We start from the raw sequence: 20,494 nt of genomic DNA, 5'->3' as shown, positions 1-20,494 counted from the left end.
CTCTCGCGTGACAACAGCGAAGCGCTCGCGCGCGGGACAAGAAACACTTGCCCGAAGCTTCGCGAAATGGTTCGATCCCCGCGGTACACGCTAGAGTCGTGGTGATCTTGATGGCGCTATCCGAACGAGACGAGTTCGAGGCGACGGCATTGCCTGCAGTGCTGGTCAGCCGCAGCGATCTGCCCGTACCTCTGACCCACCCGGCGCGAAGTTTCTTCGGCGGTCTCCCCAAGCTGCCCCCGCAGCTCGAGTGGCCAACGGCGGAAGTCAGGGCGAACGAAACGCTAGAGACGGTCGCGCTCACTTTCGTCGCCCAGATCGACTTGGCCGAGGTGCCGGGCTCCGGTTGGTCGCCGCTTCCGGAACAAGGCACACTCTATTTCTTCTGTAGCTCGGTGTTCGTTGGCGAAGGACATCCACCTTGCCGCGTACTCTATAGCGCTACCGCCGGTGGCGCGTATCCCGACCGCGCGCCACCGCCAGATCTGATGCCGCTGGCGGGCACTGACGGTGACGCCCAGGTCAAATGGCTCGATCCGGCCATCGATTTTCATTCCAAGGTCGAATTCAAATATCCGCTCTCCTTCCGCGTGTTCCGCGATTTCTATTTCCTCGAGGACACTGTGGGAGGCGAACTCATGATCGAAGAATTATGTAAGGCGCTGGGCCCGGGCGAGCCCAACGAAAGGGATCTGCTGCAATTTAGGTCGGCGTCCAAATATGAGAAAGACGAGAATTGGCCTTTCAACTGGCTCCTGATCACCTATGTGGTTCGGTCGGTATTGTCGAACGTCCTACGCGATCTGACACCCGGATCGTATTACAAGCCGCTCACCGACGAGGCAGCCGTGGAATTGAATCGCCTTCGCATCGGTGCAATCGGCTGGCTAGAGCGTTGTCGGGCGATGCCCCCAATGGATGACGTCGATGCGGACACAAAAGCGACGTTCAGGTCTTGGTGGATCGGCGTCGTGCAGGCCTATGGCAAAATGGACAGACAGGTATCGACGTACACGTCCAAAATCGCGGGGGACCTAGGCAATGCCATCAACCATACGATCCGTTGCATGGCGACCCAGGATGTCGATGCTCGTGACGACGCGCCCCTCAGCTACGTTGCGAATCTTGCGCGGCAGAATCATTGGAAAACGCCAGCTGCAGGAGATGGAAAGTATCGCCATTTCCTGACAGCGCTCCATCAGATGTTGGGGTATGGCAGCGGCCCCCAAGATGCGACGGAAGTGCATTTGGAGGACGTGCTACTGCTCCAGATACAAGGCGATCTTGCATTCTTCAATTGGCACTCCGACATTGGATGCGTGCTTCACTTTTGGATCGACGGCGAGGCCCTCGCGCAACTCGACTTTTCAGGGGTCGTCGCCACATGCGAATGTGACTAGCGCGCTGTCTGCGCGGTGAATTTGTGACTGCGCCAAGCGAGCCCAGCACATCGCATCCCTCTCGATTTGCTCCTGTCGACAAGGCTGCCGTCTTGTTGCCTCGGCTCTCTGGCGTGGCTAGCCAACAGCGCAACAATGGTTCAAAAGCTCCTGGCCCTCTTCTCAAGGTTCGTGCCATGAAGCTCCCGACCGTCTCCCCCGCCGGCATCCGCAGCGCGTTGCTCCTGCGCGAGGAGGTCGCGCTGCTTGATCTCAGGCGGGAGGCCGCTTTCGCCACCGGCCATCCCCTGTTCGCCGCCAACATGACTGCGGACCGGATCGCGATCGAGGCCGAGGTGCGGCTGCCGCGCAAGGATGTGCCGATCGTGCTTTATGACGACGGCGAGGGATTGGTCGCAACTGGCGCCGAACGTCTTGCCGCGCTCGGCTACACCAATGTCCGCGCGCTCGACGGCGGGCTGAAAGCCTGGCGCGCGGCGGGCTATGAGGTGTTCCAGGACGTCAATTCCTATTCCAAGGCCTTTGGCGAACTGGTCGAGGCACGCCGCCACACGCCCTCGCTCAGCGCCGACGAGGTCGCGAAGCTGATCGCGGGCAAGGCCAACATCGCCATCCTCGACGTTCGCCGCTTTGACGAATACGCCACCATGAACATTCCGAGCTCGGTCAGCGTGCCCGGTGCGGAGCTGGTGCTGCGCGCAGGGCAGGCCGCGCCCGATCCCGACACGACCATTATCGTCAATTGCGCCGGCCGCACGCGCTCGATCATCGGCACCCAGTCGCTGATCAATGCCGGCGTGCCGAACAAGGTGCGGGCGCTGCGCAACGGCACCATCGGCTGGACGCTGGCGCGGCACACGCTCAACCACGGCGCCGACAGGCGTGGCGCGATCGGGCCGTTCGCGGGCGGCCCGGCCAACGCGCGCGACGTCGCCTATCGCGCCGGTGTCCGCCATATCGGCGTGAACGAGATGTCCGCCCTTGTCGCGCGAGCCGACCGCACGCTCTATCGCTTCGACGTGCGCGGCGCGGACGAGTATGCGGCCGGCCATCTCTCCGGTTTCCGTCACTATCCCGGTGGCCAGCTCGTCCAGGAAACCGACATGGCCGCGCCCGTGCGTGGCGCGCGCATCGTCCTGACCGACGACAAGGGCGTGCGTGCCGACATGACGGCGTCCTGGCTCGCGCAGATGGGCTGGGAGGTCTACGTCCTCGAAGGCGGTTACGACGGCGCGCTCGAGGTCGGCCCGCCGTCCGTGCTGCCGAAGCCCGATCCGGCGCATCGCTATCGCCGTCCCTACGAGGGAACCGAAGTCGCCGAACGGGCGATGCAGGCCTATCTCGATTGGGAGTACGGCCTCGTCGAGCAGATCCGCCGCGATGCGACGCACGGGTTTTACGTGATTTGAGGCTAAGCGAGCATATGTGCACCGTCACCCTGAGGTGGCCGCTTCTTTAGTGGCCCTCGAAGGGCGACGGCCCGGCTGTATCTGGGCCGCTCATCCTTCGAGGCTCACCTTGGTGCGCAAGGGCGCCCCAAGGTTCGCATCTCAGGATAACGGGGCTGGCACCGTAAACCTCTACCGGACCGCCATCATATCCCCGCATCCAGCCCCTATTGTGCTGCGCATCGTCCGCGGTCTATGAGCTGCGGGCAAGGCCGCCATCGATGGAGACACCATGCCAGCCCCAGGCCAAAGCCCCGAGCGCAACGCGAAGGCGCTGTTGCTCGAAGGCGTGAATGACAGCGCCGTGGACCTGTTCCGGAGCGCCGGTTTTGCCAATGTCGAGCGGCTGACCAAGGCACTCGACGGCGAAGACCTGCGGCGCGCGCTCAAGGGCGTGTCGCTGCTCGGCATCCGCTCGCGCACCCAGATCACCGACGACGTGCTGGAGGCTGCCGACCAGCTGCTCGCGGTCGGCTGCTTCAGCGTCGGCACCAATCAGGTCGATCTGCTGGCGGCGCGCAAGCGCGGCATTCCCGTCTTTAATGCGCCGTTCTCCAACACGCGCAGCGTCGCCGAGCTCGTGATCGGCGAGATCGTGATGCTGCTGCGGCGCATCTTCCCGCGCTCGGTGTCGGCGCATGAGGGCGGCTGGGACAAATCCGCGACCGGCAGCCGCGAGGTGCGCGGCCGTACCCTCGGCATCATCGGCTACGGCAATATTGGCTCGCAGCTCTCGACGCTTGCGGAAGCGATCGGCATGCGGGTGATCTATTTCGATCGCACCGACAAGCTCCGCCACGGCAACACCGAACCGGTCGAGAAGCTGGAAGAGCTGCTGGCGCAGAGCGACGTCGTCAGCCTGCACGTGCCCGAGACGCCGGAGACCGCCGGCATGATCGGCGACAAGCAGCTGCGGGCGATGAAGCCGGGTTCCTTCCTGATCAACAACAGCCGCGGCACCGTGGTCGATCTCGACGCACTTGCGGGTTGCTTGCGCGACGGTCATCTCGCCGGTGCCGCCATCGACGTGTTTCCGGTCGAGCCGTCCTCGAACGCGGATCGCTTCAAGAGCCCGATGCAGGGCCTCGGCAACGTCATCCTCACGCCGCATGTCGGCGGCTCGACCGAGGAGGCGCAGGAGCGGATCGGTGGCGAGGTCGCGCGCAAGCTGGTCGACTTTTTCATCACCGGCTCGACCATGGGTGCGGTGAACTTTCCGGAGGTGCAACTGCATCTTCGCCCGTCCGGCGCGCGCTTCAGCCACGTTCATCGCAACGTGCCGGGCATGCTGCGGCGGCTCAACGAGGTCTTCCTCCAGCGCGACATCAACATCGCCGCGCAATATCTGGAGACCGCCGGCGACCTCGGCTACGTCGTGCTCGACGCGGACCTCGCCGGCCAGGATTCGGCCATGCTGCTTCGGCAGATCCGCGCCCTCGAAGGCACGGTCGGCGCAAGGCTGATATTCGAGCACTAGGCCGCCCACGTTCTGGTTGCAATGCGTGGCCAGGGCTCTCTACACTGCTGTCATCCTCGGCGTGTGACAAATCGCGTCGAATTTGAGCTTCAGTTGCGTGAGTGCCGCCATGGAACGGGACGCCGTACTGATCGATCTCGCGCTCCAAGGCGGTGGTTCGCACGGCGCCTTCACCTGGGGCGTGCTCGACCGCCTGCTCGAAGAGAAGTGGCTCGCTATCGCCGCAATCTCCGGCACGTCCGCAGGCGCGATGAATGCGGCGGTACTGGCGGATGGGTGGACCGCAGGTGGCGCCGAGGGCGCGCGCGATGCGCTCGAACAATACTGGCGCCGGATTTCGAAGGCCGCGGCTTTCAGCCCCCTGCAGCGTTCGCCGCTCGACCGGCTGATGGGACGCTGGACACTCGACACGTCGCCGGCCTACATCCTCACCGATCTGGTGTCGCGGGTGTTGTCGCCCTATGATCTCAATCCGACCGGTTACAACCCGCTGCGCGCGGTGCTGGCCGAGAGCATCGATTTCGAACGGCTCGCGCGCTCGCCCATCAAACTGTTCATCACCGCGACGCGGGTTCGCACCGGACGCGGACGGATCTTCCGCAACGCCGAGATCACGGCTGACGTGCTGCTGGCGTCGGCCTGCCTGCCGACCATGTTCCGCGCGATCGAACTCGATGGTGAACCCTATTGGGACGGCGGCTTTGCCGGCAACCCGACGATCACGCCGCTGGTCCGTGAGAGCGACGCGCACGACACGATCCTGGTGCAGATCAATCCGACTGAAACGCAGGAAGAGCCGCGGACGGCTGCGGAGATTCTCAATCGGCTGAACGAGATTTCGTTCAATTCGCCGCTGATGAAGGAGTTGCGCATGATCGCGCTGCTGCGCCAGGCCGCCGACCCCGGCAGCGGCGAGGGCGCGCGCTGGGCGAAGATGCGAACCCATCGCGTCAAGAGCGACATGCTGGCGAAATTCGGCGCATCATCCAAGCTCAATGCCGAATGGGAGTTCGTCTCGATGCTGCGCTCTGAGGGACGTCAGGCGGCCGAGACGTTTCTCGGCGAGCACGGCGCGGATATCGGCCGGCGCTCGACCGCGGATCTCGACATCCTCTTGGCGGAGTGCTGAGACGTGGGTCTTCTCGGCATTCTCGTCGGACTCGGACTGCTCGTCCTGTTCGCCTTTCGCGGCTGGAGTGTCCTGCTGCTGGCGCCGTTCGCGGCCCTGGTGGCCGCGTTGCTCGGCGGCGAGCCGTTGCTTGCGAACCTGACGCAGGTCTTCATGGTGAATGCGGCGGGATTTCTGGCGCAGTTCTTCCCGATCTTTCTGCTCGGTGCCGTCTTCGGCAAGCTGATGGACGACAGCGGCGCGGTGACCTCGGTTGCCGCCTTCATGGCGAAATGTCTCGGCGAGCGCCGGGTCATTCTGGCGGTCGTGCTCGCCGGCGCGCTGGTCACCTATGGCGGCGTCAGCCTGTTCGTCGCGTTCTTCGTGATCGTTCCCATGGCCCGGTCGCTGTTTCGCGCCGCCGCGATTCCGCGCCGGCTAATTCCGGCTGCAATCGTGCTGGGCACGTCGACCTTCACCATGTCGGCTTTGCCGGGCACGCCGTCGATCCAGAATGCGATCCCGATGCCGTTCTTCGGCACGACGCCCTTCGCCGCGCCGGGCCTCGGCATCCTCGCGTCTCTTATCATGCTCGGCGCGGGATTGTGGTGGCTGCATCGCGCCGAAGCCGCGGCCCGCCGTGCCGGAGAAGGCTATGGCGAGGACATCGAGGATGCGACCGAGCGCGCCGCCACGGACGAACTCGTGCGGGAACGCGCGACGACGGCGCGGGAGTTCGATCCGGCGGAGATGCAGCATGGTCACCGTAGCGACGTGCCCACGCCGGTACTGAGCGCGATCCTGCCGCTGATCGTCGTCGTGGCCGTCAACCTCCTGATGTCGCTCCTGGTGCTGCCGCGACTCGACGTCGGCTATCTCGCCGAGCAGCGCTTTGGCGAAACGTCGCTGGCCGCCGTCGCGGGCGTGTGGTCGGTTGCAGCCGCGCTGAGTGCGGCCATCGCCACGACCATTGTACTGAACCGGGTTCGCCTGCCGGCGTTGCGGCAGACCATGGATGCCGGGGCCAACGCGTCGGTGCTACCGGCATTCAGTGTCGCCAGCCTGGTCGGGTTCGGCGCGGTCGTCGCGTCGCTGCCGGCGTTCGCGCTGGTGCGGGACTGGGTGCTCGCGATCGAAGGCGGCCCGCTGGTGTCGCTTGCGGTTGCGACCAACATCCTGGCGGCGCTGACCGGCTCGGCGTCCGGCGGCGTGACCATCGCCCTCGACGCGCTTGGTCCAACCTATGTCGAGCTTGCCGCGCGCACCGGCATCGACCTCGCGCTGATGCACCGTGTGGCGGTGATCGGCTCGGGGACGCTGGACATTCTGCCGCATAATGGCGCCGTGGTGAGTCTGCTTGCGATCTGCGGCCTGACTCATCGCGACAGCTATTTCGACATCGTGATGGTGGGTATCGTGGCATCGCTGCTGGCGCTGGTGGCCGTCATTGCGTTGGGCGGTGTGTTGGGATCGTTCTGATCGAATGCCGGCGCGAGCGATTGACGGAAAGGCGAAGGTTGCATTGAATGCAGCCAACCTTCGAACGCAACAAAGATAGAGAGAGCCGGGTGGAAACGATGCCGCGAAACAGAGCGAAATTGCGTGCGTTGCTCGTGGGTTCGGTAGCCGTGATGGGCGCAAGCACCGCCTCCGCGGCGACGTTGGCGGAGGACGCGGATACGGCCTGTAAAGGCCTCGTCGGCGCTGCCGATGCCGTGAAGATCGATACCGCGACGCTGCAGGCACCGTCGCAGCTCGCTGTTGCCGAACGCGGGCCGACACCGTCGGGACGCATCACGCCGGCCAATCCAGGCTTCTGCAAGGTGATCGGCCATATCGAGCCGGCCGACCCCAAGGCGCCGCCGATCAAGTTCCAGGTCAACCTTCCTGTCGAATGGAACGGTCGCTCGCTGCAATATGGCGGCGGAGGCTTCAACGGTGTGCTGATCACTGGCCTTGCGCTGCCGCCAGCCTATCCGTTCGACAAGCCGTCGCCGCTGGCGCGCGGCTTCGTCACCTACGGCACCGATTCCGGTCACGAATCCCGGCCCGGCGAGCCGCCGCAGCTGTTCGCGCTGAATGACGAAGCCTTCGAGAACTTCGCCCATCGCGCCTACAAGAAGGTCCGCGACGCCGCCGTTGCGCTGATGCAGCGCGCCTACGGCAAGGCGCCGGAAAAAATGTACTTCATGGGCTCGTCCGAAGGCGGCCGCGAAGGCCTCACCATGGCGCAGCGCTACCCTGATGATTTCGACGGCATCTTCGCACGCGTGCCCGTGATCAACTGGGTCGGCCTGCAGCATGCCGGCACGCGCTCGGGACTTGCCACCATGGGCGAGGGCTGGATCAATCCGGCCCAGGTGAAGCTGGTCGGCGACGCCGTGCGGCAGGCTTGCGACAAGGCCGACGGCTCCGACGATGCGCTGGTGCAGGATCCCGTGGCCTGCAAGGCGGCATTCAAGGTCGAGGCGCTGCGCTGCGCGGCGGGTCAGAGCGGGGATCAATGCCTCACCGAGGCCCAGATCAAGGCGGTGAATACGCTGCACGCGACCTACAAATTTCCGTTCGCGCTCGCCAACGGGCTCGACGATTACCCGGGCTGGGGCGTGTCGGGTGAGGACACGCCGGCGATCGGGCCGACCGGCGGCTGGGTCGCATGGTGGCTCGGCACGGCGCCGCCCGCGCAGCCGCCTGCGCCCAACAACGGCATCGCCTGGATCTACGGCGCCGGCGGCATTCAATACGTGTTCGCACGCGATCCCAAGCTCGACGTCACCACCTACAAGGTCGGGGAGCACAAGGCGCGGCTGCTCGAAGTTTCGAAGCTGATGGATTCGACCGATCCCGACCTCAGCCGCTTCCGCGCCCGCGGCGGCCGGCTGATCATGCTCGAACATATGGCGGACTACGCGCAGAGCCCCTATGCCGGCATCCGGTATTTCGGGAGCGTCGAACGCAAGCTCGGCAAGGCCGAGACCGCCGAGTTCGCCCGGCTCTACACCGCGCCGGGCGTCGACCACGTCGGCTCCGGCGCGCCGGCCAATGTCGACATGCTGAGCGCGCTGGTCGACTGGGTCGAGAACGGCAAGGCGCCCGGCGACTTGGAGGTTGCCGAGCAGAAGGTCGAGGCGCCGTCGTTTGCGGTGTTGCGGGCGATGCCGCTGTGCCGCTGGCCGGCCTGGCCGCATTACAAGAGCGGCCCGGTCACGGAAGCCTCGAGCTTTGCTTGCGCGCCGTAAGGAACGGCACGCGTTTCGCTCGATGCGGCCGGGTGCAGACCTGCGCGGTCCTGTTCCTGGACGGTTGCCGCGCCGCGTCGGCGTAGCAGCCGCACTTTGACAACCCGAGTCGCCTCGGCTATATATTTCGCATGCGAAATAAATCGGCTGCAGCGGGGCATCACCGGCTGATCTACCTGCTGAGCGTTGCGCAGCGGCGATTGCAGCGCTGGATGGCGGCGCAGCCGCAGAACGAGGTGACGCCGGCGCAGGCGGGGCTGCTGTTCATCCTCGGCAAGCAGGACGGCGTCCTGATGGGCGAGGCGGGCGCGGCGCTCGATATGGGGCCGGCCGGCATCTCAGGGCTCGTCGATCGCACGGCTGCGGCAAGGCTGGTCGAGCGGCAGCCCGATCGCGAGGATGGACGCGCCTGGCGCATCTGGCTGACGCCGAAGGGGCGCACTGCGCTGGCGCAGGCGAAGACTGACGCGGCCAAGATCAACGCGACGTTGACCGAAGGATTCACCGGCGCGGAGATCGACATCGTCGCGCGCTGGCTGACCAGCATTCAGGACAAGTTTCCAAGAGATCCCGAGGCATAGAAGGAGCAGACCCATGACCGAGCACGTCCGGATCGAGAACAACGGCGGAATTCTCACGCTTACCCTGGCGCGTCCCGACAAGAAGAACGCGCTGACGGATGCAATGTACGGCAAGCTCGCCGACACCATCGAATCCGCCGAGTTCGATCCGTCCGCCCGTGTGATCCTGATCCGCGGCGAGGGTGACATGTTCACCGCCGGCAATGACGTCGGCGAGTTCGCCGCCGTCGCAACCGGCAAGTCCGAGGGCAGCCGCAACGTCGTGCGCTTCATCCAGTCGCTGGCGCGCTGCACCCAGCCGCTGGTCGCGGCCGTGCAGGGCCGCGCCGTCGGCGTTGGCACCACGATGCTGCTGCATTGCGATCTCGTCGTGCTCGCCGACAACGCACAATTGTCGACGCCCTTCGTCAGCCTCGCGCTGGTGCCGGAGGCTGCCTCCAGCCTGCTGATGCCGGCGCGCATCGGCTACGCCCGGGCCTATGAGGTGTTCGCGCTGGGTGAGACCGTGCCGGCCAAATCCGCGCTGGAATGGGGCCTCGCCAACCGCGTGGTGCCGCTCGACAAGCTCGATGCCGAGGCACTCGCACTGGCGCAGCGTCTCGCCCGCCAGCCTGCCGGCGCGCTCACCGCGACCAAGCGGCTGATGCGCAACGGCGAGGCTCTGGTCGCGCAGATGAATGCCGAGGGCGAGCAGTTTGCGCAGCGCCTGCGCACCGCCGAGGCGCGCGAGGCGTTCACCGCCTTCGCCGAGCGCCGTCCGCCTGATTTCACCAAGGTCGGGTAAAGGGACGCGGGCCGCCCGAATTCGTGCAAACGGAACCGCCTCAATTCAATTAAAACCTTAACCGAACATTGGCATGTCGCGGTGCAAGGTGGCCACTCGTAAAGAGTAGGCCCCTGATCCATGGCAATGTTTAAGAAATCGGTAAGCTCGCTTCTCCTGACGTTGATGGCCCTGCTGGCCGCCGGTGCGTTGGCCTCTACGGCGATCCAGATGGGCGGAGCCTTCGGCCGCTACAGCGACAGTCTCGAGACCGCGCGGCTTGCCGCCGCCGACAAGGCGATCTTCCAGGGCGTGCTCGCCTTGCGCAACAATCGCGGCGATGCCCAGAGCGCGCTGCTCGGCGAGGACGATCCGCGCGCCAAGCTCGGCGAAGCGGAGAAGGCCGAGCAGGGCGGCTATGAAGCGATTGGCGCTGCGCTCTCAACAATCGAATTCACCCGCCGCGACGAGCTCGCGGGCACGTTGAAGCAGCGCTGGAACGAAGCCGCGCCGCAATTCCAGCTGTTCTACGACGAGGCCAAGCTTCCGCGCGCCGAGCGCAAGATGGAGCGAACCAACTCCTGGTACGATGCAGTCACCAAGGTCATCGAGACGGCGAACCTCGCCTCCACCGCGGTGTCGAACCGCGCCTGGATGAACGATCCCTACATCGCCCGCATGATCCAGGTCCGCCGCTTCGCCTGGCAGGTGCGCGACCGCTATGGAATCCATTGCTCGTCGCTTCGCTCGAACGTCAACAGCAGCAAGCCGCTTGACGACGCCCAGAAGCGGTCGGTGGCGCAATGGGACGGCACGATCAGCTCCGGCTGGGCGGGCATGGCCGAGTTGCTGGCTGCGCCCGACGTGACGGCGGAGCTGGTTACGGCAGCGTCGGACGCGAAGGCCAAGACAGACGGCGTCCTCAGGCAGATCGGCGATCTCACCAAGAATTTCGACGGCAGCGGCAAGCCTGCGATGCCTGCTTCGGAGTGGAATTCGCTCTGCCAGTCGCCGTTCCCGCTTATTGTCGGGGTCGCGACTAAGGCGCTGGATCAGTCGATCGCGCGTGCCGAGACCGTGCAGGCCAAGGCGCTCGCCAATCTCATCGTGCAGTCGCTCGCGTTTCTGCTTGCACTCGCCGTCACCCTCGCCGGCGTATACGTGGTGCGCAATCGCCTCATGCGCCCGGTTCGCGCTATCCTGGATGCCATTGCACGCATCGGCGCGCGCGACTACGCCACGCCGGTGCCGCAGCCGAAATATCCCGACGAGTTCGGCACCATGGCCGCCGCGCTCGAAAGCTTGCGCGAGAGCGCGGCGACCGCCGAGCGGCTGGCCCAGGAGCGCGAATCGCAGCAGGCGCTGCAACTGGCCCGCTCCGGTACCGTGGATGACGCATGCCGCAGCTTCGACGACACCGTGCAGGCGGTGATCCACAGCGTCGCTGCGTCGGCGAGGGAGCTCGATGCGACGGCGACCGATGTGCGCACGCTGGTCTCGGAATCGACCAGCCAGACCGCGGCAGTCTCCTCCGCGGCCGAGCAGGCCACCAACAATCTCGAGACCATCGCGGCCGCGACCGAGGAGCTCTCCGCGTCCGTCGGCGAGATCTCCGCACAGGTGCAGTCGAGCGCGCGCGAGGCGCGCGAGGCCGTGTCGCAGGCCGAGCGGACCAACGTAACGGTCGAGATCCTCGATCAGACCGCGAGCCGCATCGGCGAGGTCGTGAAGATGATCAACGCCATTGCCGGCCAGACCAATCTCCTGGCGCTGAACGCCACCATCGAGGCGGCGCGTGCGGGCGAGGCCGGCCGCGGCTTTGCCGTGGTCGCCGGCGAGGTCAAGAGCCTCGCCGCGCAGACCGCAACCGCAACCGAAGAAATCTCCCGCCAGGTCGAGGAGATCCAGGGCGCAACGGGCCAGGCCGTGACCGCCATCCGCTCGATCGGCGGCGCCATCAGCGGTATCGACGAGAAGATGACGGCGATTGCTGCCGCCGTCGAAGAGCAGCGCGCGGCCACCACCGAGATCTCGCGCAACTTCCAGCAGGCAGCCCAGGGCACACGCGAGGTCACCGACACCATCGGTAGCGTCGCCAGGCTCAACCAGGAAACCGGCAACGCCGGCACGGTACTGTCAGAGTCCGTGCAGAAGATGTCGGCCGACGCCGACCGTCTCCGCGTCGCGGTCGAAGGCTTCCTCGGCGCGGTGAAGACCGCATAACCTCAAAAATCTCTTCATCCCAACGTCGCGCAAACGGCATTGCCGCCGGTCCGCGCGACGAGTACATCTGTGACGCTGCGCCACGCGAGCGTTGCAGACTTAAGAGAACGTCAGGGATGGAGAGTTCGATGCCGGTCACACAACCCAAGGCCCAGCGCCCCTATCGCGGCGTGTTCCCGGTCGTGCCCACCATCTTCGACGAGCGCGGCGAGCTCGACCTCGACGGCCAGCGCCGCTGCATCGATTTCATGATCGATGCCGGCTCGCATGGCCTTTGCATTCTCGCCAATTTCTCCGAGCAGTTCGTGCTGACCGATGCCGAGCGCGACACCGTGATGCATGCCGTGCTGGAGCATGTCGCGGGCCGGCTTCCCGTGATCGTCACCACCACCCATTTCAGCTCGGCGGTCTGCGCCGCGCGCAGCAAGCAGGCGGAAGCGGCGGGTGCCGCGATGGTGATGGTCATGCCGCCCTATCACGGCGCGACTTTCCGGGTTCCCGAGAAAGGCATTGTCGAATTCTTCCGCGTGCTTTCGGACGCGATCGATATTCCCATCATGATCCAGGATGCGCCGGTGGCGGGCACGCCGCTGTCGGTCGAGCTGCTCGCGCGGCTGTCGCGCGACTTCTCCAACATCCGCTACTTCAAGATCGAGGTGCCCGGCGCAGCCGCAAAGCTGAGGAGCCTGATCGAGGCGGGCGGCAAGGACATCGAGGGTCCCTGGGACGGCGAGGAGGCGATTACGCTCTTGGCCGATCTCGACGCCGGCGCGACCGGCGCGATGACCGGCGGCGGCTATCCCGACGGCATCCGCCAGATCGTCGACCCCTTTTTCGCCGGCAAGCGCGAGCAGGCGAAAGCCGCCTATGAGCGCTGGCTGCCGCTGATCAACTACGAGAACCGCCAATGCGGCCTGATCGCCTGCAAGGTCATGATGCAGGCCGGCGGCGTGATCAAATCGGACGCTGTACGTCATCCGCTTCAGCCGCTGCACCCGGCGACGCGGGCAGGGTTGCTGGAGTTGGCGAAGGAGCGCGATGCGCTGGCGCTGCGGTGGGGGAAGTAACGCAATTTCCCCTGTCGTCCCGGACAAGCGCGCCCTAAGCGCGCGCAGATTCGGGACCCATAACCATAGGGGAGGGGTTTGGCGAAAAATCGGAGTTGCCAGCTCGCGCGGATACCGCTCCCTGGGGTTATGGGTCCCCGCCCCCCGGGGCGGCGCCGAATGTGAGGTGCGCGCGCTCGCCTGATCCCGCCGTTTTCCGTTTGGCTAAAGGCGTCGAATTGGCGCGGTTCGGGCGGTTTCCCGCAGCCCGGCGATGACGTAGTGTACGCTCGCCAACCAGGCCCGCGGAGCATCTCAAGACATCGCGTAACAGCTCTTCATTATGCCGCTATCCCGAGCCAGGTTGGAGCGAGCCGACGAAACAGGGAGGCAGTGCCATGACGATGAGGCCGGATCCCACCTTTCACGCATCGCCCAAGCTTGCGATGGAAGCACCTGCGGAGAACTTTGCCTACACGTTGCTGCTCAGTCCAGATTTCTCGAGACCGGATGCTCTCGCGGTCATCGACGTCAAGCCGGGATCGCCGACCTACAGCCAAATCGTTCACACCGTGACGATGCCCAACAAGGGCGATGAGTTTCATCACTTCGGCTGGAACGCCTGCTCCTCCGCCTTGTCGCCACTCGCCGGACATGCCTTCATCGAGCGGCGCTATCTCATTATCCCCGGGCTGCGCTCGTCGCGGATTTACATCATCGATACCAAGCCAGATCCGACCAAAGCCAAAATCCACAAGATCATCGAGCCCGAGGAAGTCTTCAAAAAGACCGGCTACTCGCGGCCGCATACCATCCATTGCGGGCCGGACGGCATTTATGTGAGCACGCTGGGCGGCGGCGGCAAAGACGGCACCAACGGGCCTCCAGGCGTCTTCATCATGGATTGCGAGACGTTCGAGGTCCTTGGACGATGGGAGATCGACCGCGGTCCGCAGACGCGGCACTATGATTTCTGGTGGAACCTGCCGCGCGACTACATGGTGACGAGCGAATGGGCGTTGCCGCCGCAGTTCGAGAACGGGATCGTCCCGGAAGATCTGCTGGCGAACAAATACGGGCATCATCTCCACTTCTGGGATCTCCGCGCCCGTCGCAACGTGCAGACCATCGACCTCGGTGCCAATCATCAGATGGCGCTGGAGGTGCGGCCCGCGCACGATCCGGTTCGCGAATACGGCTTCGTAGGCGTTGTGGTCGACACAACGAATCTCGAAGCATCGATCTGGACCTGGTGGCGCGAAGGCGGAAAATTCCATGCGGAGAAGACGGCGACGATCCCGCCCGAGCCCGCGCCTAAGGAGAAGCTCCCGCCGCTGCTCCAGGGCTTTGGGGCCGTGCCGCCACTGGTGACCGACATCGACTTGTCGATGGATGACCGGTTTCTCTATGTCTCGTGCTGGGGCACGGGTGAAATGCGCCAGTACGATGTGAGCGATCCGCGAAAGCCGAAGCTCGCCGGCTCGGTTCACATCGGCGGCATCGCGCGCCGCACCCCCCATCCGAACGGCAAGGCATTTGCGGCCGGTCCCCAGATGGTCGAAATCAGCCGCGATGGCAGGCGCGTATACTGGACCAATTCGCTCTATTCCACCTGGGATGACCAGTTCTATCCCAACGGGATTCCCGGTGTGGAAGTCATGGCCAATGTCGGTCGCAACGGCGGCCTCGAGCTCGACAAGGACTACTTCGTGAGCTTCCCCGACGGATATCGTGCGCACCAGATCAGGCTGGAGGGCGGCGATTGTTCGACGGACTCCTTTTGCTACCCGTCGGCCTAGGCTGGGGGCACGGGAGTTGGCCGCTCGGCTGGCTGTGGCTCGCTCTTGTTGCGAGCGGTCTCTATCACGGGGTCAATCCGGGGATGGGATGGCCGCTCGCCGTTTCGGCCGGGCTCATGGACAAGAGCCCGCGCGCGCTCTTTCGTGCGTTGTGGGCTCTGGCGGCCGGACATCTCCTGGCAACGCTTCTCGTGCTGTTGCCATTCGCGTTCCTGCTCGTGCTGGCCGAGTGGCAGCGTTCGATCCAGCTCGGCGCGAGCCTTCTCGTCATCACCTTCGGCGTCTATCGGCTGATCGAGCGGCGGCATCCGCGCACGCTGGCACGGATTCCGCCAGCGCAATTGGCGCTCTGGTCATTTGCCGTTGCCATTGCTCACGGCGCCGCCTTGATGCTCGTGCCGATCTATCTCGGGCTCTGCCAGGCCTTCGAACTCGATGCCGGCCATGAGGCTGCCGGCGTGCTGATGAAGGCAAGTCTCGGGATGGCAGTGCTGGCATCTTTGGTGCACGTTGCCGCCATGATCGGCGCCGGCGGATGTCTGGCGTGGCTGGTCTACCGCTATCTGGGATTGAGGTTCGTCTCGCGAAGCTGGTTCAATCTGGATGCGATCTGGGCGACCAGCCTCATTGTGGTTGGCGTCGTGGCGCTCGTCTTCAATCTTGCGAGCTGGCAGTAAAGCCTACCGCGTCAACGCCCACTCGCCGATGATGCGGAATCTTGCTTTGGCATCATCCTGCTTGAACAGCGCGATGCGATCGATCGTTAGCGTATCAAGCCCGAGCGCCGCAAACCTTGCCCGCAACATCTCCAGAATCGGTCTGCGCCGTTCCGAATCCAGCCGGCCGGTGAGTGTCATGTGGAAGCGGAATTCTTCCATCGCGTAGGGATAACCCCAGCGATCGAGATAGTCGCGCTGCCGTTCGCTGAGCTTCTCGGGCTTCCTCCGGACGCGGTCTTCCGCGGTCAGGGCCCTACGGAAGCCATCGAAATCGCAAACGCAATCGGCGGCGAGTTGCTGGAGCGTGTCGACCGGCTCCGCTGGAATCACCGCGATGAAGCCGCTGATCGAATCGACGGTCGGACGGATTGACGGGATCGGACGCGCCTTGCCGGCGAATGTCGCACAGGCGGCCACGAGATCGGCCTCGGTGCTGCCGGGCTCCAGAGCCATCGGCGCCTTCAGCGTGGCGTGAAAGCCGTATCTGCGGGGGTCGGCGGTGATGTCGTGCCAGTCCGCTGCCGCGCGTAGCGCTTCGTCCGGAAATGACTGCTCATTGCCGGTGTGTGCATCGTAACCGAGCAGCTCGGCGCCGAAGCGGGAGAGGGCGCTGTCGGCACCCGCGGCAAAATAGATCGCGTAGCGGGGAAAACCTGTCATCGTCCGAACATAGCCGGTTTATGCCGCGACGGCAGCTTCGCGCGGCGTCGCCACCGCAGCGAGCAGCCGCGTCGCATCGGTGAGATGCACGAGCTTTCCGCCCGCAATCACCGCGATCAGCCGCGGCCGCAATGGCACGCTGTCATCGACCAGCAAAATGTCCGCGCGTCGTCCTTCCGCGAGCACGCCGCGGTCGGTGAGGCCGGTCGCGCGGGCCGGTCCTGCGGACACCAGGCTCCAGGCCTCGGTCAGCGGCAGCACGCCGTCGGCGGCGAGGCGGAACGCGGCGAGCAGCTGCGCGGGATAGTAATAATCCGACGCCAGCACCGAGCAGAGGCCCTTGGCGATCATGTCGGATGCCCTGGTCCAGCCGGTGTGGCTGCCGCCGCGTACGACGTTCGGAGCACCGTAGACGATGGCATCGCCCGCGGCCGCGGCCGCCCGCGCCGTCTCCTCGTTGATGGGAAACTCGGCGATCATCGCGCCCAACTCGCGAAACTCCTCGCGCATCGACGGCGTCGCGTCGTCATGTGAGAGCATCCGCACGTCGGTGGCGCGGGCAACCGCCGCCAGCCGTGACACGGACGCCGGCACGTCGCTGGCGCGCGAGAGCACGCGTTCGACAAGTCTGTCAAATTCCTCGCTGGACAGCCCGGTGCGCTCCACCATGCGGTTGCGCTTGCGCGGCTTGGCCATGTCGGCAACGGTGACGTCCATATGGTCATTGAAGGCGAACAGGTCGACGCGGCCCTCGGCGAGCCATTGGCTCATCTCTTGCTCGGCGTCGAGATTGTAGGTCTCGTGCCGGAGATGGAAGCGGGTATCGGCGGCGAATTGCGGGCGCTGCCACTCGATCGCCTCCATCAGGCTGCGCGCATTGTCGCTGCTGCGCAGGCCCGGCTCCCACGAACAGGTCGTGGCGTGGAATACCGTGGTGATGCCGTTGCTGATCGCCTGGCGGTCGCTGTCGGCAAGCGCGACGTCGATCGGAAAATCGACGCCGGCGCGCGGCATCATCTGCCGCTCGAAGGCATCGCCGTGCAGATCGACGATGCCGGGCAGCACCAGCAAATTGCGTGCATCGATCGCCAGCCGTGCGCGGCCGCGAGAGGCATCGATCTGCGCAATGTCCGTTCCGGACACGGCAAGTGAAGTTTCGACGAGCTCGGAGCCGATCAGGGACCGGCCGCCCTCAAGGAAAATGTCTGTCACGCGACCGCGCTTCGGTTGCTGGCAAGAGAACCAGTAAGAGAACGAGTAAGGGAATTCGCCCGTGCTTCATATGCCGAGAGGAAATCTTCAATCCCAAGCTTGCGGAAATCGGGCAGGGCTTCACGCAATTTGTCGTGATCCCAGTCCCACCAGGCGAGCCTCGCGAGCCGTCCGGCAATCTCTTCCGAGAACCGCCGCCGCACGATGCGCGCCGGATTGCCGGCGACGATGGTGTAAGCCGGCACGTCCTTGGTGACGATGGCACCCGCCGCGATCACCGCGCCGGTACCGATGTTGCGGCCCGGCAGCACGATCGCGCCATGACCGATCCAGACGTCATGGCCGATATGGACGTGATGCTGGCGCCGCCAGTCGAAGAAGTCTGTGTCGTCGCTCTCGCCTTCGAAATAAGCGCTGGAACGGTAGGTGAAATGCGCCTGGGTCGCGCGATGCATCGGATGATTGCCCGGATTGATCCGCGTCATCGCGGCGATCGAGCAGAATTTCCCGATGGTGGTGTAGGTGATCTGGGCGTCGTTCACGACATAGGAGTAATCGCCCATGGCGACTTCATGCAAGGTGGTGCGCGCGCCGACCTCGGTGTAGGCGCCGAGCCTGGTCTCGTGCACCTTGGCCGAGGGGTCGATGGTCGGTTGAACCGAGAGCGTTTTGCCGGCCATGCTGCATCCGATAGATCGAGGGCGGGCGTACCTATTCGAGCGGTCTGATGACAATGTCATGACGGCGCGATGACAGGGGATGAGGTGCGTAGGATCGCCGCACCGCAACGCGCGTGTCACACAAGTGTCAAGCGCCGGCGTTAGCGGTTTGCTCCAGCTACTCTGGAGTCCTGCATGCTGGTGATTGAAGGTCTGACGTGCCGCTTCGGCGCAAAAGCCGCGGTGGATGACGCCTCGTTTCAAGTTTCTCCCGGCGGCTTCGTCGGCGTGATCGGACGGTCCGGGGCTGGCAAGTCGACCCTGCTGCGGACCATCAACCGTCTCGTGACGCCGACACAGGGCCGTATCCTGTTCGACGGCATCGACGTCACGACGCTGCGCGGCAAGGAGCTGCGGCAGTGGCGCGCGCGCTCGGCGATGATTTTTCAGCAGTTCAATCTGGTCGGCCGGCTCGATGTTCTCACCAATGTCCTGATGGGGCGCCTTGCGACGATGCCGGCCTGGCGCTCGCTGACGCAGACATGGCCCGAGCAGGACAAGGCGCTGGCGATGTCCGCGCTCGAGCAGTTCGACATTGCCTCGCTCGCCGCCCAACGTGCCGACCAGCTGTCCGGCGGCCAGCAGCAGCGCGTCGCGATCGCCCGCGCGCTGGTGCAGCAGCCCGACATCATTCTCGCCGACGAGCCGATCGCCTCGCTCGACCCGCGCAACACCAGGATCGTGATGGATGCGCTGCTGCGCATCAACAAGCACTTCGGCATCACCGTGCTCTGCAATTTGCATTCGCTCGACCTGGCGCGCAGCTATTGCGACCGCCTGATCGGCATGGCGCAGGGCCGGGTGGTGTTCGACGGCGCGCCGGCCGCCTTGACCGATCATGTCGCGCGCGAGCTTTACGATCTCGAAGCCGCCGACGTTATGGGCGGCATGCCCGCGCCGGCGCCCGAGGGTGTCCCGGCGCTCGGAACGGCGGCTGCCGCCTGAGCCACGACGCAACGCATCAGTACTCGCCAGTTTTTCGTCAACCGATCCAATCGATGAAGAGGTTATCATGATCACTCGCAGACTCATTCTTGCCGGCGCCGCCGCGCTCGCGTTCACCTCGTCGGCCTCCGCCGAAGACTGGAAAGCAAAGTATCCCGAGCTGACCTTCGCGGTCATTCCGGCGGAGAACGCCTCGGGCGTTACCGAGCGCTGGGCGCCGTTCATGGGCTATCTCTCCAGGGAATTGGGCGTGAAGGTCACGCTGCGCATCGCCAGCGACTACGCCGCTGTCATCGAAGGCCAGCGCGCCGGCAACATTCATATCGCCAGCTACGGCTCGGCGTCGTTCGCCCGCGCCCGCCTGACCGGCGTCAAGACCGACGCCTTCGCCAACGACATCAACGCCGACGGCTCGACCGGTTATTACTCGGTGTTCTTCGTCAAGGCGAGCAGCCCCTACAAGAGCGTCGATCAGCTCAAGGGCAAGAACCTCGGCCTGGTCGACCCGAACTCGACCTCCGGCAACAACGTGCCGCGCTTCGAGCTCGACAAGATGGGCATCGCGGACGCCGACGCCTATTTCAGCAAGGTCGTCTTCACCGGCAGCCATGAGAACGCGATCCTCGCGCTGGCGCAGGGCACGGTCGACGTCGCGGCCAACCAGTGGACCAGCGACGACGATTCGACGCTGGCGCAGATGCTGACCAAGAATATGCTGAAGAATGCCGACGGCTCGGCGATGAAGAAGGATGATTTCCGCATCATCCACAAGTCGGCACCGATTATCAACGGCCCCTATGCCTACAATTCCGATCTGCCGGAAGAGGCCAAGGCCGCGATCGCCAAGGCGTTCTTCGACGCTCCGGCGAAGGACAAGGCCGCTTTCGATCGCCTCCAGGACGGCCAGAAGAAGGGCTTTCATCCCGCCACCACCAAAGACTGGGATGGCACGATCGAGCTGATCAAGTTCGTCGATGCACTGCGTAAGAAGAAGGCGTCCTGAGTTTTCGGGATGACGCCACTGGAGCCGGGTCGATGGACCCGGCTCTTTCTCTTGTGCGCCCAGCATGGGTGCACTCTTATGGGTGAAAGTCCCATCGTGAGTTGATCACAACGAGCGAAGTGAAGCGCAACTGCATGAGGGCGACCGATTGT

At 64.9% G+C, this 20,494-nt stretch carries 17 protein-coding genes; 14 read left to right on the top strand and 3 right to left on the bottom strand.

What is annotated here, in order from left to right; translation table 11 throughout:
* The first annotated feature begins 110 nt into the window (after window positions 1-110).
* From IVA80_RS26245 to IVA80_RS26190, 12 genes are all read left to right on the top strand, one after another.
* Window positions 111-1,400, top strand: a complete 1,290-nt coding sequence (locus IVA80_RS26245; protein WP_247437174.1) for a DUF1963 domain-containing protein — start codon at window positions 111-113, stop codon at window positions 1,398-1,400.
* A gap of 176 nt (window positions 1,401-1,576) precedes the next feature.
* Entirely contained in the window at window positions 1,577-2,809 is a 1,233-nt protein-coding gene (locus IVA80_RS26240) for a rhodanese-like domain-containing protein (RefSeq protein WP_247437173.1), read from the top strand.
* Between the two features lie 271 nt (window positions 2,810-3,080).
* Window positions 3,081-4,325 carry a phosphoglycerate dehydrogenase gene (gene serA, locus IVA80_RS26235; protein WP_247437172.1) on the top strand — a complete coding sequence of 415 codons (1,245 nt, stop codon included), beginning with the start codon at window positions 3,081-3,083 and terminating at the stop codon, window positions 4,323-4,325.
* Window positions 4,326-4,434: 109 nt separating this feature from the next.
* Complete coding sequence (locus tag IVA80_RS26230; protein ID WP_247437171.1) at window positions 4,435-5,454, top strand: patatin-like phospholipase family protein; 1,020 nt, start codon at window positions 4,435-4,437, stop codon at window positions 5,452-5,454.
* Window positions 5,455-5,457: 3 nt separating this feature from the next.
* Entirely contained in the window at window positions 5,458-6,912 is a 1,455-nt protein-coding gene (locus IVA80_RS26225) for a GntP family permease (protein WP_247437170.1), read from the top strand.
* A 98-nt stretch (window positions 6,913-7,010) separates the two neighbouring features.
* On the top strand, window positions 7,011-8,672 hold the full coding sequence (locus IVA80_RS26220; protein WP_247437169.1) for a tannase/feruloyl esterase family alpha/beta hydrolase: 1,662 nt from the start codon (window positions 7,011-7,013) through the stop codon (window positions 8,670-8,672).
* A gap of 131 nt (window positions 8,673-8,803) precedes the next feature.
* Entirely contained in the window at window positions 8,804-9,253 is a 450-nt protein-coding gene (locus IVA80_RS26215) for a MarR family winged helix-turn-helix transcriptional regulator (RefSeq protein WP_247437168.1), read from the top strand.
* A 13-nt stretch (window positions 9,254-9,266) separates the two neighbouring features.
* A complete protein-coding gene (locus IVA80_RS26210; protein ID WP_247437166.1) occupies window positions 9,267-10,037 on the top strand; it encodes an enoyl-CoA hydratase in 771 nt (256 codons plus the stop codon).
* Between the two features lie 120 nt (window positions 10,038-10,157).
* Complete coding sequence (locus IVA80_RS26205) at window positions 10,158-12,239, top strand: methyl-accepting chemotaxis protein (protein WP_247437164.1); 2,082 nt, start codon at window positions 10,158-10,160, stop codon at window positions 12,237-12,239.
* A gap of 128 nt (window positions 12,240-12,367) precedes the next feature.
* On the top strand, window positions 12,368-13,306 hold the full coding sequence (locus IVA80_RS26200) for a dihydrodipicolinate synthase family protein (protein WP_247437163.1): 939 nt from the start codon (window positions 12,368-12,370) through the stop codon (window positions 13,304-13,306).
* A 377-nt stretch (window positions 13,307-13,683) separates the two neighbouring features.
* Window positions 13,684-15,084, top strand: coding sequence for a selenium-binding family protein (locus IVA80_RS26195; RefSeq protein WP_247437162.1), 1,401 nt, complete (start codon window positions 13,684-13,686; stop codon window positions 15,082-15,084).
* Window positions 15,085-15,167: 83 nt separating this feature from the next.
* A complete protein-coding gene (locus tag IVA80_RS26190) occupies window positions 15,168-15,761 on the top strand; it encodes a hypothetical protein (RefSeq protein ID WP_247437259.1) in 594 nt (197 codons plus the stop codon).
* Window positions 15,762-15,764: 3 nt separating this feature from the next.
* Here IVA80_RS26190 and IVA80_RS26185 read toward each other — a convergent pair whose 3' ends face one another.
* From IVA80_RS26185 to IVA80_RS26175, 3 genes are read right to left on the bottom strand one after another with little or no spacing between them, the layout of a single operon-like run.
* The gene (locus IVA80_RS26185; RefSeq protein ID WP_247437161.1) at window positions 15,765-16,463 is read right to left on the bottom strand and encodes a DUF1045 domain-containing protein; all 699 of its coding nucleotides are present in this window, start codon (window positions 16,461-16,463) and stop codon (window positions 15,765-15,767) included.
* Between the two features lie 18 nt (window positions 16,464-16,481).
* The gene (locus IVA80_RS26180; protein WP_247437160.1) at window positions 16,482-17,675 is read right to left on the bottom strand and encodes an alpha-D-ribose 1-methylphosphonate 5-triphosphate diphosphatase; all 1,194 of its coding nucleotides are present in this window, start codon (window positions 17,673-17,675) and stop codon (window positions 16,482-16,484) included.
* Window positions 17,672-18,355 carry a chloramphenicol acetyltransferase gene (locus IVA80_RS26175; RefSeq protein ID WP_247437159.1) on the bottom strand — a complete coding sequence of 228 codons (684 nt, stop codon included), beginning with the start codon at window positions 18,353-18,355 and terminating at the stop codon, window positions 17,672-17,674. Before IVA80_RS26175 ends, IVA80_RS26180 begins: the two co-directional genes overlap by 4 nt.
* A gap of 174 nt (window positions 18,356-18,529) precedes the next feature.
* Between IVA80_RS26175 and phnC the strand changes: the two genes are divergently transcribed.
* Together phnC and phnD are read left to right on the top strand one after the other, a co-directional pair.
* Complete coding sequence (phnC, locus tag IVA80_RS26170; protein ID WP_247437158.1) at window positions 18,530-19,339, top strand: phosphonate ABC transporter ATP-binding protein; 810 nt, start codon at window positions 18,530-18,532, stop codon at window positions 19,337-19,339.
* Between the two features lie 67 nt (window positions 19,340-19,406).
* Window positions 19,407-20,342 carry a phosphonate ABC transporter substrate-binding protein gene (gene phnD, locus IVA80_RS26165; RefSeq protein WP_247437157.1) on the top strand — a complete coding sequence of 312 codons (936 nt, stop codon included), beginning with the start codon at window positions 19,407-19,409 and terminating at the stop codon, window positions 20,340-20,342.
* The last annotated feature ends 152 nt before the right edge of the window (window positions 20,343-20,494 follow it).

This window comes from Bradyrhizobium sp. 139 (assembly GCF_023074175.1).
Lineage (GTDB): Bacteria > Pseudomonadota > Alphaproteobacteria > Rhizobiales > Xanthobacteraceae > Bradyrhizobium.
Note: the sequence above shows the minus strand (reverse complement) of the source record. Positions and strands in the feature narration are given on the sequence as shown.

What these genes read in the sequence shown, in the direction of transcription:
- IVA80_RS26190 (WP_247437259.1), top strand. Translation starts at nt 15,168, where the DNA reads ATGGGATGGCCGCTCGCCGTTTCGGCCGGGCTCATGGACAAGAGCCCG.
- IVA80_RS26195 (WP_247437162.1), top strand. Translation starts at nt 13,684, where the DNA reads ATGACGATGAGGCCGGATCCCACCTTTCACGCATCGCCCAAGCTTGCG.
- IVA80_RS26215 (WP_247437168.1), top strand. Translation starts at nt 8,804, where the DNA reads ATGCGAAATAAATCGGCTGCAGCGGGGCATCACCGGCTGATCTACCTG.
- IVA80_RS26185 (WP_247437161.1), bottom strand. Translation starts at nt 16,463, where the DNA reads ATGACAGGTTTTCCCCGCTACGCGATCTATTTTGCCGCGGGTGCCGAC.
- IVA80_RS26230 (WP_247437171.1), top strand. Translation starts at nt 4,435, where the DNA reads ATGGAACGGGACGCCGTACTGATCGATCTCGCGCTCCAAGGCGGTGGT.
- phnC (WP_247437158.1), top strand. Translation starts at nt 18,530, where the DNA reads ATGCTGGTGATTGAAGGTCTGACGTGCCGCTTCGGCGCAAAAGCCGCG.
- serA (WP_247437172.1), top strand. Translation starts at nt 3,081, where the DNA reads ATGCCAGCCCCAGGCCAAAGCCCCGAGCGCAACGCGAAGGCGCTGTTG.
- IVA80_RS26200 (WP_247437163.1), top strand. Translation starts at nt 12,368, where the DNA reads ATGCCGGTCACACAACCCAAGGCCCAGCGCCCCTATCGCGGCGTGTTC.
- IVA80_RS26210 (WP_247437166.1), top strand. Translation starts at nt 9,267, where the DNA reads ATGACCGAGCACGTCCGGATCGAGAACAACGGCGGAATTCTCACGCTT.
- phnD (WP_247437157.1), top strand. Translation starts at nt 19,407, where the DNA reads ATGATCACTCGCAGACTCATTCTTGCCGGCGCCGCCGCGCTCGCGTTC.
- IVA80_RS26205 (WP_247437164.1), top strand. Translation starts at nt 10,158, where the DNA reads ATGGCAATGTTTAAGAAATCGGTAAGCTCGCTTCTCCTGACGTTGATG.
- IVA80_RS26175 (WP_247437159.1), bottom strand. Translation starts at nt 18,355, where the DNA reads ATGGCCGGCAAAACGCTCTCGGTTCAACCGACCATCGACCCCTCGGCC.
- IVA80_RS26245 (WP_247437174.1), top strand. Translation starts at nt 111, where the DNA reads ATGGCGCTATCCGAACGAGACGAGTTCGAGGCGACGGCATTGCCTGCA.
- IVA80_RS26240 (WP_247437173.1), top strand. Translation starts at nt 1,577, where the DNA reads ATGAAGCTCCCGACCGTCTCCCCCGCCGGCATCCGCAGCGCGTTGCTC.
- IVA80_RS26220 (WP_247437169.1), top strand. Translation starts at nt 7,011, where the DNA reads ATGCCGCGAAACAGAGCGAAATTGCGTGCGTTGCTCGTGGGTTCGGTA.